Source organism: Marinitoga sp. 38H-ov (assembly GCF_011057715.1).
Taxonomy (GTDB): domain Bacteria; phylum Thermotogota; class Thermotogae; order Petrotogales; family Petrotogaceae; genus Marinitoga.
In genome coordinates, this window is the sequence record NZ_LNGH01000021.1 from 1 (window position 1) to 13,479 (window position 13,479).

Sequence of the window (13,479 nt, forward strand, 5' to 3'; positions counted from 1 at the left end):
TTTCTCTAAATATACTATAAATGAATCACCATTTTCTTTATAATCTTCTATTAGTTTTGCTTCATTTCTTAAATAGTTTAAAGCATTATTAATATTATTTTTTAAAACATTCCATTCTCTTCTTTGAGCGTAATTATTATCAAAATCCTCAGAATAACTTTTTGCATTAATATAGCATCGCTTATTTTTTAAATTACTGTGATTTAAGATATATAAATATACATTTTGAATAAATTCCTTTTCTCTACTTGAAGCATCTAATTCTTTTATTCTTAAGAAAGGATTAATTTTTAAAGTTAAATAATTCTTACTGTTTGCATATAATAACTTGTCTATTTCAAAAACATCTATTCTTTTATTGTTTTCCTTATCTTCAATAAATGCCGTTTTTCTAATAGGATATACCCCATAACGATAGTTTTCATTTTCTATTACTAGCACTAAATCGCTTAAATCATAGATAGACTTTTTAATGCGTGAGGCTATTTTATCATCAACATTTAGAAAGGTTTTTATTAAATTATTATCAATAATAGCGATATTTTTTGTATCTTCCTTAGAAATTTTTTCATTTCCCTTTACAACAACAAAATATTTTTTTATTTGTTTTGTTCTAAGCATTCTTAATAATAAATCAAATAAAGCAATATTATGATAAATATTTAAAGGTTTCTTTTCTTTCTCAGATAGATAATAAGTAGTTTTAGTTTTGCTCATATTTTCTATAATATCAACGGGATCATTACTTTTAAAATTTCTATTTTTGGAAATTATTTTAACTGTATCATGCTGAATTTTGTATCTTAATGGCTTGTAGTATAAAGCATTAAAGAAAACAAAGAATTTTGGATTAGTAATAGTGTTATTTTTTTCCAAAGTATAAAAATGCTTTTCATCTTTTAGGTAACTATCGATTTGAGATTTTGATAATGTTAGATCTTCAAGTTTAATATCTGAAGTTCTTAAAATAGACCAAATTAAAGCATTTCTAATAAATGAATTATCATAATTATAATCATCAAAGAAATCATTTTTATTTTTCATAATTATGTTTAAAGCATCATCATAAAAAACCTTTATATCATAGCTTTCTTCTATTTCTGGCGGGGTGAAAATGACATCAAATTTTTTAGTATCGAAATTTAAAATATTAAAGTTTATTTTAATATCAAAAAACATATCAAATAATGATTTTAAATCAAAGAAAGGATTTTCTAATAAATATTTTTTCACTTCCGGTTCTATAGGTTCTAAAACACCTTTAAAATATTTTTTGAAGTTTTCTAATATATATTTGCTGTTTATTATGATAACTTCTGATTTTTCAGAAAATACCTCTACTTCAGTATCAATAATACTTATAGCTTTCTTATCTTTTATTATTTTTTTTAATTTTGCTAAGGTTAATTTTTTATCTCTTATTAAGTTATTAAGCCTTTTTTCTTTTCCTTTTTTTGTTTCAATAAAGTTTATAGTGACTGAGTTTTCAGATTCTAAATTATCCATTATTTCATCCCCCTATATATAGATAGTTGGTGTAATTTTCTTACTTTCCCAATTTATATTTAATTTAATAGGCTCCTTAGGAATAAATCCATATCTATTTTTAGCGACTCTAATTTCCATATTTTCAGTCTTTTTAACCACTAAGAATAATGAGGCGTCCTGTTCTTTGTTTTTACTGTATCTTGTAGCATATTCAAGATCTCCATTTTTACTCTTTTCTTTTTTTACAGTAACTTGGCTTAATAAGAATACTACGCTTTCAGTTTCTCTAGCTAAATCTTTTAATGATCCAGATATATAAGCTAATTCTCTTTCATAGTTGCCATAGAAATTTTTAGTAGTTTTCACCTTTTCATCATAATCCACGAATATAAAATCGTACTTATGATACCTACCTAAAAATAATATATCTTCTATTGGAATCCCTTCTTTTAAATGAAAATTCTTTCCATATGTTAATGCAAATTCTCTAATCTTATCCATATTATCTTTAGTATTTTCAAAAGGAATATTTTCTTTTATTCCTACTAATTGTCGAATTAAAAATCTTATAGGTATTTCATATGTTACATATAAGCATTTATAACCTTTTTCAAGCATTTCCAAAAGCAAATTCAATGCGAATGTAGTTTTTCCATTTCCTCTTTCTCCAGCTATAATATTTAAATCACTGGGATAGATATATAAATAATTATTATCTTTTTTTAAAAATTCGCTAGTATAAGGTTGTTTGTCGTTTTCGATATCCTTGATAATATCATCTATCATGTCATATACGGATCCATCATTATTTTCTACTAAATATACTTCACTAGCATTTCTATAATACTCATCTAATATAACTTTAATATCATCACCATCATTTATGGATTTAATTAAATCATTAGTGAGATTTATCAAATAATCCTTCTTTTGTTGCTCTTTTTTTATTATTTCTACCTTTTCAAATCTTTCTATCCAGTCTGTTTTATCAACAGAAAGATAGCTTAAAATCTTATTTATAACCTCATCATCAATAAAAGCATAATTTTGAGGGAGTATTTTTCCATAGAAGGCTATAACCTTATTCAAGATCTCATATTTATTTTTAAAATTATTATTTTTTAGCATTTCACCATAACTTAAATCAACATAATTAAAAAATCCATTTCCTTCTGGGGTATCAGCACTAGCTTTTGCTTCCAAAAACTCATTATAAAAGTTATCCGATTTCATTAACCATTCATTTATATCTTTATAATCTTCTGGAATTTCAATCACTTTAACATTGAAATAGAATTTAGTATATGCTTTTTTTATGTAATTTAGTGTATGTTCCCTTCCTGCTTTATCATTATCAAAAGCTAAATAAAGGTTAGTGACTCCTAATTTTTCTAATGTGGCTAAATACTTCTCGATATTTCCGCTTCCTCCAGTAGCTACAGCTGGTAAGTTGTATTTTAAAAGGGATAAGGCGTCCATATGACCTTCTGTTATAAATACCCCAAATACGCTTATATCTCTTATATCTTCAAATCTCTTAATGTCATCAGCAAAAAATAAAGGTCTTTCTAATCCTTTAGCAAATCTCATTTCCTTTTTGTTATAAGATCTGGTAAAATAACCACCTAGAAAATTACCTTCTTCATCTCTATAAGGAATTTTTAACTTTTCATTATCTCCTTCTATACCAAAATTGAAAGCTAAATACTCTATTTCTTTATCAGATGCTTTTAATCTTTTCCTCATGAATTCATAGAAAGGTTTAGGGAATTTTCTTTTTTCATTTAAACCATATTCCTTAGGATTTATATTTAATTTTTTAAGCAAGTCTTTTAATGAACCTTTTTCTCCACAAGCAAAACAATTATAAATTAAATACCCATTTTCATTTTCAAATATATTAAAACTAGGTGTATGGTCATCATGAAAAGGACACTTTGCTTTAATACCTAGCTTAGTTTTTTTAGGTGTTGGATCTAAATTTAATTCATATAATTTAATCTTCAGTTTTTTAAGTATTTCTTTATTAGTCATTTAATCGCCTCCTAAAGTTTTAGATTTTCTTTTTAATATCCCAGCTCCCTTTTGGGAAACTGGGAATATATGATATAATTAACATGCTATTTTTATGTATTTTTTCTTTAAAGGGATACTTCTTTTTTTAGAGGTGTCCCTTTTCTTAATACCTCTTCTCCTCTTTTAATATTGGTTTCCATATTTTCCAACATTACAAATAAAAGGTTATAAGTATATTTGAGCTTTTGTAATGCGTTAAACAATGCAAACATTTTATTCTCTTCTGTACTCAATGGTGTAGGATCCACTCTTCCAAACAAATCAGATAATAAATCTTTTAAAGCCTCCATTTCAATTAACTGACTTTCTAGCTCATTTTCCAAACTATAAATTCGTTCTTGTTGTTCTTTAACTAAATCCATACAATACCCTCCTTATAATTAGTCTTCAAATAAAACTTTTTCCAAAAACACCTCATCAATTTCTCTACTTGGTTTAAAAGAGATAACACCGTCATTGAAAAGCTGTAAGTATAATACTTTTCTCACCTTTTCTAGTCTTATACTCCTAGCATCTTTTAACCTCCCCTCGAAATAGATTTCCTCCTCTTTTAAATGCTCCTTATTTTGTTCCACTCGAAAAATGATTTCAAATACCATATGAACCCACCCCCCACTAAAAATTTAATCATATTCGCTAAAATTTGAGCCTCTGAGACGTTTTAAATTCATTCTAATATTAAATCAGGAAATTTTTAATAGCCTTAAATCGTCTTATATTTTCTCTTTTTTTTTAGTGTCCGGAAAATCCATTTATCTTCTTTTTAGTGTCTAGAAAGTCTAATTATCTTCTGGTATCTTATAACTTTCATTTAATAATTTTTCTATGTCTGATTTCTTATAAAAGACTTTCTTTCCTATCTTAATGGGCTTTAATATTCCTTTTTTCCCCCAGCGATAAATAGTTGGAGCTGAAATTTTAAATAATTCCATAACCTCATTTCTTGTAAGTAATTCATCATCTATTCCCATATTTTAGCCTCCTTTAAAATGTTTTTATTACTACATTGTTTGAAGTAACTTTAGTATATATATCAGTTATAGCAATATTTGAATGTCCTAATATAGCCTGTAACTGATTAATAGCTCCACCACGATTTAAAAATTCTACAGCAAATGAATGTCTTAAAAGGTGAGGATGTATTCCATGCTTATTAAAATATTTTTGTATAGCCCGTATGGATCTCTTGTTTTCAAATAGTCCATATTCATTAGCTAGATCTAATAACTTCTTTTCTATTAATAGCACTCTTTCTTTATTACCTTTACCTTTTATTCTTAGTTCTACATGTTCGCCATTTACTCTAATATCTTTCTTGGTTAAATTATAATATTCAGAAATCCTCAGTCCAGTATTTCTTAAAAAGATAGCTAAAGCCTTATAATATTCATTCATACCTTCAATAACCTTTTTAAATTCATCATCAGTTAAATATTTAGGTAATCTCTGGAATCTTGGAGCCTTTGCATTAGCTAGATAATTTTCTTTTATATATCCACGGTCATAAAGATATTTTATAAATGATTTAGCTATTACAATTTTAGTTTGGATTGAGCTTTCTTTATACTTCTTTAATGATTTTAAAAATTTATCTGTACCTTTTTTAGTAACACCATAGCTTAATACATCTCTTATGGTGGCTCTATACCTAGCAATAGTTTTTTCATTTACACCTCGATAATGTCTTAAATAATTAAAATATTCATCCATGATTTTATCCGTTTCAAACTTCATAAAGTTTCCCTCCTTTGTTATTCTTTTCAATACATTTCATATCTAATCATATTATAATACAAACTAACATACAAAATCAAGTATTAAATGTAACAAAATTAAGATCTAAGAAAAAAGCTAAAAAATGAATTATTTATATCGCTGGAAATTGACTTTTTATGCTTAGTTTAATATATTGGTACATATTATGTAATATAATACGCACCATGTATATAACTACCATACAGCATAGGAATAATGAGTGTTTAATGTACATAAATAACAAAAAAGGTCGCCTTAACGACGACCTCTGATCTTATAGCGCTTCTTTTTTTTGATTTTTTGGTTCGATGATTTTTTTGACAATATATCCTACAATCCCTCTAGCCCAGATATTAGTTTATTTAATATATTGACTGATAGTGTGTCGTCAGCAACATTACAATAAGCTAAAACTGGGAATTTATAGGATATAAAATTTAACAATGGTTGGAATGTATACTATATCAAAAGCGCTATAAGAAGAATAGTTAACTAAGTTTTATCCATATTCTCCCCTCCTTTCATATATAAATTAACCACATATATATTAACACACAAAATTCAAGATAACTTAGGATGATGTACTGAATTATAGTTAGGTCATCTTCAGTATTTATTATTCCAGATCTTTTTCAACAAAAATACTATATGTTGTGTAACATTTTTGTATATATACATAATATAGTAGTATAATATATATAGGAGGTGGTTATTATATATCGCATAAACATAAATGTTTCCGACGATATTAAAAAGCTCTTAGTTGAATTAAGCAAAAAAGAAGGTCGTAATGTATCAGAGATTATCAGAGAGGCTATAGTTAAGCTTTTAATGGAAAGGGGATATCTAAAGAGGTGATTCTATGATTGAATTCTGGATTGAAAGAAAAGGAAATGATAATTTCTATATCGTAAAAGTACCAATTAATCTAGCTAACAAATTACAAAAGTTTAAACAAATGGCAGTATATATGGCAAATGGAAAAATAGAATATTATCAATTTAAATTAACAGAGAAAGAATTCAAGCCCTTCATGGAAAAATTAAAAGATAAGCTGATAAAAATAAATTAGCCCTAAAATTTTAAGTTTTAAGCCCGTCTTTTTTTGTTTGATAGTAATTACACATAAACCTCCCACACGTGCCTTTAAATCGCCTAATTTTAGCTTTAAGGAGGTGAATTATGAAAGAGTTTGATAAAAATGCCAGAGAAAAAATCAGAGTTTTTATCAGTGAGTATAAAGGAAAGAATATATTAAACATCAGAATTTTTTATCAAGATATTGACGGTGAATGGAAACCTTCCAAAAAAGGTGTTGCATTACCTCTAAGTATTGCTGAAGATGTTTTAAATGGTGCATTAGATGAATTAAAAGCTGGTGTATAAAATGATAAAAAAGCCCGTCACTAAAAAAGATATAATTTGTTATCTTCAAAAGTACCGCAGGGCTATTCAAGATATTTTCTCTCAAGTGGTTCATTTATACTTTAAATCTGGAAAGATCCATTTTGAATACCCTTATTATTCACCTAGATATGAAAAGATAAAAAGAAAAATTAATCGTGTTCGTGATTTTAATACTTTAAGAAAAGAAGGATATCCAGAAACTTTAATTAAAGCATTTGCTATTTCTGAATTGGTAGAATTCTGGTTATACAGTGAAAAGATTAATTTATCAGATCTTGAAAGAGAATGTTTGTTTTGGTTTTATATAATTCATGATTTTGAATATTATGACAAGTTTAATAAGAAGTATAAAAAATCAGATGTTAGAAGGCTTATAGATAGTGCAATAAGAAAGATTTTGAAGTATAATAATAACGCAATTTAATAAATCCCTCCCCCACATTTTATTTTATAAAGTTCGAATTTAAAGACCTAAGAGATTTCCAAAACGCGCTCACATTTTTACGAATTTATCTAAATTTAGGGATATGTTTGTTGAAGATATTATTACTTTTTTACTCGGATTCGATTCTTTAATTGATATCAATCCATTAAAGAATATGATTAATTAAAAATTTAAATGACTTTTATTAATAAAATTAAAAACCCTCTTCTTGGATTTATTTTACCATACCAAGAAGAGGGTTATATTTTTTCTACTTACAAAAAAATTTTATTTTCTCTTTAAAGCTAAAATACTATTTATTGACATTATAAACAGATTTAATCCAATCGATTTTTAATCCTTTCCATGTTCTTACTATATAAAAGGTTATTTCAGCATTTTCTGGATATTTTATTTTTTTTAATCCGTCTGTAACAATTGTTCTTTCTATAATTTTATCATTAGAATCCAGAGTAATTCGGGTTATTTCTGGATTTACTATATATACTTCATATCCATATTGTGTTATTTTTATGTTTTTATAGTAATGATCTGAATCTGAAGAAAGTGCAATTTTAATATAATTCATTACTTCCTCTTTTTCTAAATCAATATAATATTTTTTCATTAAACTTTTAGCTTTTTCTGGATTTAATACTATTTTTTCTCTTTCTTCAATCATTTCATTTAAAAGTTCATTTAATCTTTCTTTTTCATAATCAATAGTATATTTAAGGTAAGTTTCATATTGTCTTGTTGCTACTTCCATTGTATTATAATATTTTTTAATTACATATAAAGGATTAAAGTATAAGTTATATACTAATTTTAACGGGAAATACAAAATTATTATTAAAATTACAAACATCATTAATTTAAATCTAAAATCAGCACTCTTCCACTGATTCCAATAATTAAACATTGTATTAGTCCTTTCTAATATAGATTATTAAATTATTGAGTTTCGTACCATATATTGTATTTCCCGCTATTTAAATATGTAAAATAATTTTCTTTTGCAATTGAAAGTAACGTATTGTTACTTCCATAATTTGGTGATTCAACTTCTTCAACATTTCTTTTTATTTCTCTTACAAAAGCAGGTTCACTTCTAGTTTCGTAGACTCCATAATTATAATATTTATAATATGTTCTCCCATTCATCTTTAATATTACATTAGCAAAATGCATTTCGGCAATTGCAAAGACTTTATCCCAGCTTTTTACCCATTTTCCATTTTCATCAGAAATATAATGTTGAACCCAAATTTTTTTCTGTTCTCTTCTCCATTCTTGAAATTTTTCCTCTTTTTCTATTTGAAAATTGCTTTTTATATATGAATAAAAATCACTTCCATACTGTATTAAATCTTTTATTGGTTTTAATTTATTAACGAGTGTTGATATTAGTTTATTTGTTGCAATTGGAATAAGATATTCTACTGCAGATAAAAAAACCGTACTAGAAATCTGACCTATAGTTGGTCCAGCTTCTACTGTCTCTATTTTATATCCAAAAGTATATTGACCTGGATCTAATTCATCATACAATGATTTATAAAAGCCTTTATCTTTTATATTATTAAGATAATCTTCAAAAGTAAATATTTTATTCGGCAAAAATAATTCTTTTGTATGACTAATATTATTATAATAATATATTTTATTAGCAGGTATTTTTTGACCCTTTGAATTTTTTATAGAAGAAATCTTGTCATTTTTTATTTCAAATGTATACTCTATATTACCTTCTTTATCAAATATCTCTTGTTTTACTAAATTTCCATCTTCAAAATAATTTTTGAATACCAAAAAACCATCTTTAGTATAATACTCGGATGTTTTAATAACATTATTCTCATATAGATAACTTTCTAAATCATTACTATTTTCAACATTTTTTCCTAATTTTTCTACATTAGTACATGATATAAAAAATATACTAATAAAAACAATTAAAACATATACTATCTCCTTTTTCATTCTCCATCCTCCCATCATTTTAAGTCCAGTTCATTACATAATTAATAATTTTTCTTTTATATAATGTTGAAACATTACTTCAATACATATTTTAAATCCTGTTTTTATTCCGGTTTATATTCTAACCTAATTTTATATATTCTGCAATTTGCTTAACTATTTTATCAAAAAAATGAGTGTAAAATAGTAGTTAATTTTCTATTAATTAAATTATACCACAAGAAAAAGAAGATGAAGCGTTAAAATTGTTAAAAAAATTACATCTCTTAACTTTTTTTTAATTAAACTTAATCTACCCACCATTCTTGGGTATGACCAAAATATTACACTATAATAAAATTATTAATTTTTAAATTTATTTCTGTTCTATTTTTTCACTAGTATTCCCCAGATTAAGTTAAAATAGTCAAAACTTACACTACCTTTTTCACTTGTTCTCAGATAAAATCAATTTTATAACATTTTCTTATTCTTATTCCTACCCTCAGAAAAATTTTTTCTGAAATAATCCAAAAGGATTAAATTGATTAATTCATTAGTGGAAATATTATTTCTTTTAGCCTCTTCTTGAAGTTTCTCTTTTAGATCTAATAACATTCTAAAGGAATATACTTTCTTTTCACCTTTCCTGTATATCTTCTCTAAATCTTCAAAATTAAGCTCTGATTTTTCTGTATTTTCTATAGTCTTGCTATTTTCGAGTTTTGCTAATCTTTCATCTAAGCTCTTTATTATTTTTTCTAAATGATTGATTTTCTTTAATAAATCACTCTCACTCCTTTTATTATCAGTATTTCCTTTTACAAAGTGTAACGTACTGGAAAGAGACATATCTTTCGTTTTATTCTCTATCTTTTTAGTCTTAGCTTCCGCGATTAATTCTCTAGGATTTTCTCCAGATACTCTCTCATAATATCTTTGAATATCGTTTCTTGTTAGCCCTAATTCTTTTTCAGCCTTATTCATGGAATATCCAGAAAGCAGTAATTCTCTAATTTTATCTTTTAACACTTCAACCTCTTTTAAACCCATATTCTCCCCTCCATGTAATATACAATGTAATATAAGATGCAATACAAAGTGTAATATACAGTGTAATACAGGATGTAATACATTACGAAATATATTTCTAAAGTGTAATCACTTACATTTTTTTTATTCGATAAAAGTAAGTATTATCCTTTTTTTTAAGTGTGCGTATGTTGTAACTATCTACTATATGTAATACAAAATGTAATACAATAAGTAATACAATAAGTAATACAGGTTGTAATATAAAGTGTAATACATACTTTCAATAATACTATACCATATATTACTGGAATTCGATAATAGATACTAAAATACTGAGAAAGGCTGAGAAAATAGCTAATTTTTTCATTTCATATTCAAACTCTATAATCAGCTAATAGTGCATTTTTTAGCCTCTAAAATTAGGCGATTTGAGAGTCTTTTATTCAGACACTTAACTATTTAATCACAAGATTTTTTTAATGGTCTTAGAGAGGCTATATCGTTTTAAGATTATATTACAAAGTTGGCGAATAATTCACTATTGGTGCATATTACAGAATACTTTAAAAGAGTATATAAAATTCTAATTTTATAAGATCTAATAATTTAGCAAAATCAAACTTATACTAAAATGTATTTTATTTTAGGATTTACTACATTTTTATAGAATAATATATTAGAGCTTCGAATATATCTTCTAAATAACGCTACCTGTATTAACAAATTTATTGCAATTATCAAGTGAATAAAAAAAAAGAAGTATCGCCTATATGGGCGTTATTTCTTTATGTAGGAGGGGGGAAAATCCATTATTAAAGGAGGTGAATTTATAATGTTTATTTTAAATGGATCCTTTGAACGAAGGAGGTGATATCATGAAAGATAAAAAAAATAAGCCTCTTTTAGAGGCTCTAGAAATTAGTTATTTTATAATATCCATTATTTATTATATCATAAATTTTTTTAATTAAAAAATAAAAATTAATTTATCCCCCTCCTACTTCTTTATACAAAACAAGTCTTTTTATGTGAGTCTCAGAATTGAAGTTTCCTATATTTAAATCCTTTGGTGCCGAGCGCCGTTTGATTATTAATATATATTATTTATCTCTGGTTCAGAATTTAAACCTGTTCGCTTACCAGTTCATTTACTTGTTCATCTCTGAGCAGGTTTTGCTGTGTTAATTGCCGTGCCAGTTGCTATGACAATTATTAGCATGTCATTTTTCACTTCAATTTTTGAAGTCATCTTATTGATATTTTCCACTAAAGATATCGTAAAACGCGCCCCTCTTATCTTCTTTATAAATGGATTATTTCTTATTACGAATTTGTTTCTGACCTAAACGACACGATGTCGTTTAGATTGTTAAACTTCTTGTAACCTGAACTATTTCTATTTTATCGATAATTTATATAAAGCGAAGCCAGCCTCGATATCATACGAATTATTTCACTTTTTACTGATGCCGGTTTCGCTTTATATAATAACGCTCACCAATTTTGGGGAAGGTTGGCTAAAAAAAGACATCCCATATTCATAATATAAAAAAAAGCGTCTGGAAGGGTATTCCAAACGCTTTGGGCCGCAAAGGCAATTTCCATTCAGTTAGGGCCGCTAAGGGCACAGTTAAAAATTCTTACGTTAACACTATAACATAAAGACGGCTTAATTTTAATTTTTATTATTGGTGATTATTGGATATTATCAATAAATTTCGTGTTTTTTCGCTGTTTTTCTTCAATTTACTCATTTTCTTTTAAAATCATACATCTTCCTTTTCTACTACATTTTTTTTAGTAAAGAGCTTTATCATTTCATCATCTATTTTATCTAAATGCTCATTGCTTAACCTTCCTAAAATAAATCCTTTATAGCCTTTTTCTTTCAAATATTTTATTTCCTGAAGATTTTTTATTCTCATTTTACTTATCGTCTTAATTTGCTTTAAGTCAACATAACTTTTATCATTTAATCTTTGATTGCTTCCTACATCAATTAATCCATCTATGTTTTCTTTTTTTCCATTATTATTTGAAGTTTTTATTGGTATTATAACTATTGTTCTATCAGTTTTTTTATTATCATTTTCTATAACGATAGCCGGACGCACTTTATAAAGCTCTGATCCTAGAGTTTCACCTAAATCTACATAAATAATATCTCCTCTTTTAAATCTTGGTAGATTATTATATTTAAATTTATCTTCATAAAGTTTTTTATCCAAATATATTTTAAATCCTTTAAATGCATTATAAATTTTTTTCATATTATCTACATTTAAATTTCTTACAACCTCTGCTATAAAATTATTAATATATACTTTAACATCATTTACTGTCAATTTATTATTGGCCATATTTAAGCTCCTTTCCTTTTTTTATTTTATTATATCTCACATTTGTTACACAAGCAATAGACTGAAAGGACGCTTACTAAATTTTTAGTATGAGATCTTGTATTATTTTTACTGTTACAAACGTTACTATCTGTTACACTATCACCTGTTACAGTAAAACTCGATATAAAGCAAATCCTTTATTGTTAAGAATTTATGAAGTTACAAGCGACATAATGTCGTTTGTGTCTTCATGGTTTTGTAACACTAAAAAATTTTAGAAAAGTTTAGAAATTTGAGCTATTAGAGAGTTTAAAAAAATAGCTGTAATACTTATAAAAGCTAATAAATCATTCTATTAATTAAATATAGCGACTAAAACAACATTTAAGAAATAAAAGTAAACGCATTTAATAGTTCTTTCTTAAAAAGAGTAATGCTCTATTATCTTGCTTTTTCTTGACTTTCCTGTATAACTTAGAGCTTTTAAAAAGGGCAATCTGTACGGCACTATATTTTCTCTTTTTTTAAGATCTAAAAATGGGCTGGATGATTTTTAAAAATCCAGCCCTATATAAAATACCTAATATTTTATATACTATTATTTAGGAAAAAATAGGCTATTTAAAACAGCTAATAATAGTACTTCTAGAAACACCCTGCCCGGTTTAGTGAGAAAACTGCCCGGTTTAGTGAGAAAACGCTCAACCATGCGGGTTTTAGAAGGCGGTTTTTTTATAACCCTTATTAATAAAGGATTTCATAAAATATAAAATAAAGCTATTTCATTTGTTTTTGCCCGGTTTAGTGAGAAAACGCTCAACCATGCATGTTTGATGTTTAAATTTTAACTAAATTCAAGATTTACATTAAAAGTATCTGTTTTCTGTAACTATTATAAATAAAGAATTATAGAAATTATAAGATAAAATTGAATTGTTGGAATTTTGAAATTTTTGGAAATTTTATACTTACATATAGTAAGAATATACT

Annotated in this window: 13 protein-coding genes; 3 read left to right on the forward strand and 10 right to left on the reverse strand. The window is 25.9% G+C overall.

Annotated elements, in window-relative coordinates:
• From AS160_RS06690 to AS160_RS06715, 6 genes are all read right to left on the reverse strand, one after another.
• Window positions 1-1,506 (reverse strand): hypothetical protein (locus AS160_RS06690; protein WP_165146741.1); only part of this gene is annotated, 1,506 nt, incomplete at its 3' end.
• A 12-nt stretch (window positions 1,507-1,518) separates the two neighbouring features.
• The gene (locus AS160_RS06695) at window positions 1,519-3,522 is read right to left on the reverse strand and encodes a DnaB-like helicase C-terminal domain-containing protein (protein WP_165146744.1); all 2,004 of its coding nucleotides are present in this window, start codon (window positions 3,520-3,522) and stop codon (window positions 1,519-1,521) included.
• A 107-nt stretch (window positions 3,523-3,629) separates the two neighbouring features.
• The gene (locus tag AS160_RS06700) at window positions 3,630-3,926 is read right to left on the reverse strand and encodes a hypothetical protein (protein ID WP_165146747.1); all 297 of its coding nucleotides are present in this window, start codon (window positions 3,924-3,926) and stop codon (window positions 3,630-3,632) included.
• 18 nt (window positions 3,927-3,944) lie between these two features.
• Window positions 3,945-4,163 carry a hypothetical protein gene (locus tag AS160_RS06705; protein WP_165146750.1) on the reverse strand — a complete coding sequence of 73 codons (219 nt, stop codon included), beginning with the start codon at window positions 4,161-4,163 and terminating at the stop codon, window positions 3,945-3,947.
• Between the two features lie 180 nt (window positions 4,164-4,343).
• On the reverse strand, window positions 4,344-4,535 hold the full coding sequence (locus AS160_RS06710; RefSeq protein WP_165146753.1) for a helix-turn-helix domain-containing protein: 192 nt from the start codon (window positions 4,533-4,535) through the stop codon (window positions 4,344-4,346).
• 13 nt (window positions 4,536-4,548) lie between these two features.
• Window positions 4,549-5,298 (reverse strand): tyrosine-type recombinase/integrase, encoded by a 750-nt coding sequence (locus tag AS160_RS06715; RefSeq protein ID WP_165146756.1) that lies wholly within the window; start codon window positions 5,296-5,298, stop codon window positions 4,549-4,551.
• An 883-nt stretch (window positions 5,299-6,181) separates the two neighbouring features.
• On the opposite strand from AS160_RS06715, the gene AS160_RS06725 reads away from it, so the two are divergent.
• From AS160_RS06725 to AS160_RS06735, 3 genes are all read left to right on the forward strand, one after another.
• Window positions 6,182-6,391 (forward strand): hypothetical protein, encoded by a 210-nt coding sequence (locus AS160_RS06725; protein ID WP_165146762.1) that lies wholly within the window; start codon window positions 6,182-6,184, stop codon window positions 6,389-6,391.
• Between the two features lie 110 nt (window positions 6,392-6,501).
• Window positions 6,502-6,705, forward strand: coding sequence for a transcriptional coactivator p15/PC4 family protein (locus AS160_RS06730; RefSeq protein WP_165146765.1), 204 nt, complete (start codon window positions 6,502-6,504; stop codon window positions 6,703-6,705).
• Window position 6,706: 1 nt separating this feature from the next.
• Window positions 6,707-7,150 carry an RNA polymerase subunit sigma-70 gene (locus AS160_RS06735; protein ID WP_165146767.1) on the forward strand — a complete coding sequence of 148 codons (444 nt, stop codon included), beginning with the start codon at window positions 6,707-6,709 and terminating at the stop codon, window positions 7,148-7,150.
• 313 nt (window positions 7,151-7,463) lie between these two features.
• Here AS160_RS06735 and AS160_RS06740 read toward each other — a convergent pair whose 3' ends face one another.
• From AS160_RS06740 to AS160_RS06755, 4 genes are all read right to left on the reverse strand, one after another.
• The gene (locus AS160_RS06740; protein WP_165146769.1) at window positions 7,464-8,072 is read right to left on the reverse strand and encodes a hypothetical protein; all 609 of its coding nucleotides are present in this window, start codon (window positions 8,070-8,072) and stop codon (window positions 7,464-7,466) included.
• A 32-nt stretch (window positions 8,073-8,104) separates the two neighbouring features.
• Window positions 8,105-9,133, reverse strand: coding sequence for a hypothetical protein (locus tag AS160_RS06745; protein WP_165146771.1), 1,029 nt, complete (start codon window positions 9,131-9,133; stop codon window positions 8,105-8,107).
• A gap of 453 nt (window positions 9,134-9,586) precedes the next feature.
• A complete protein-coding gene (locus AS160_RS06750; RefSeq protein WP_165146773.1) occupies window positions 9,587-10,165 on the reverse strand; it encodes a hypothetical protein in 579 nt (192 codons plus the stop codon).
• Window positions 10,166-11,913: 1,748 nt separating this feature from the next.
• Window positions 11,914-12,507: a type II toxin-antitoxin system PemK/MazF family toxin gene (locus AS160_RS06755; RefSeq protein ID WP_165146775.1), complete on the reverse strand. Its 594-nt coding sequence runs from the start codon at window positions 12,505-12,507 to the stop codon at window positions 11,914-11,916.
• Window positions 12,508-13,479 lie beyond the last annotated feature (972 nt).

Coding starts and splice junctions, on each gene's coding strand:
- AS160_RS06695 (WP_165146744.1), bottom strand. CDS start 3,522: ATGACTAATAAAGAAATACTTAAAAAACTGAAGATTAAATTATATGAA.
- AS160_RS06700 (WP_165146747.1), bottom strand. CDS start 3,926: ATGGATTTAGTTAAAGAACAACAAGAACGAATTTATAGTTTGGAAAAT.
- AS160_RS06705 (WP_165146750.1), bottom strand. CDS start 4,163: ATGGTATTTGAAATCATTTTTCGAGTGGAACAAAATAAGGAGCATTTA.
- AS160_RS06710 (WP_165146753.1), bottom strand. CDS start 4,535: ATGGGAATAGATGATGAATTACTTACAAGAAATGAGGTTATGGAATTA.
- AS160_RS06715 (WP_165146756.1), bottom strand. CDS start 5,298: ATGAAGTTTGAAACGGATAAAATCATGGATGAATATTTTAATTATTTA.
- AS160_RS06725 (WP_165146762.1), top strand. CDS start 6,182: ATGATTGAATTCTGGATTGAAAGAAAAGGAAATGATAATTTCTATATC.
- AS160_RS06730 (WP_165146765.1), top strand. CDS start 6,502: ATGAAAGAGTTTGATAAAAATGCCAGAGAAAAAATCAGAGTTTTTATC.
- AS160_RS06735 (WP_165146767.1), top strand. CDS start 6,707: ATGATAAAAAAGCCCGTCACTAAAAAAGATATAATTTGTTATCTTCAA.
- AS160_RS06740 (WP_165146769.1), bottom strand. CDS start 8,072: ATGTTTAATTATTGGAATCAGTGGAAGAGTGCTGATTTTAGATTTAAA.
- AS160_RS06745 (WP_165146771.1), bottom strand. CDS start 9,133: ATGAAAAAGGAGATAGTATATGTTTTAATTGTTTTTATTAGTATATTT.
- AS160_RS06750 (WP_165146773.1), bottom strand. CDS start 10,165: ATGGGTTTAAAAGAGGTTGAAGTGTTAAAAGATAAAATTAGAGAATTA.
- AS160_RS06755 (WP_165146775.1), bottom strand. CDS start 12,507: ATGGCCAATAATAAATTGACAGTAAATGATGTTAAAGTATATATTAAT.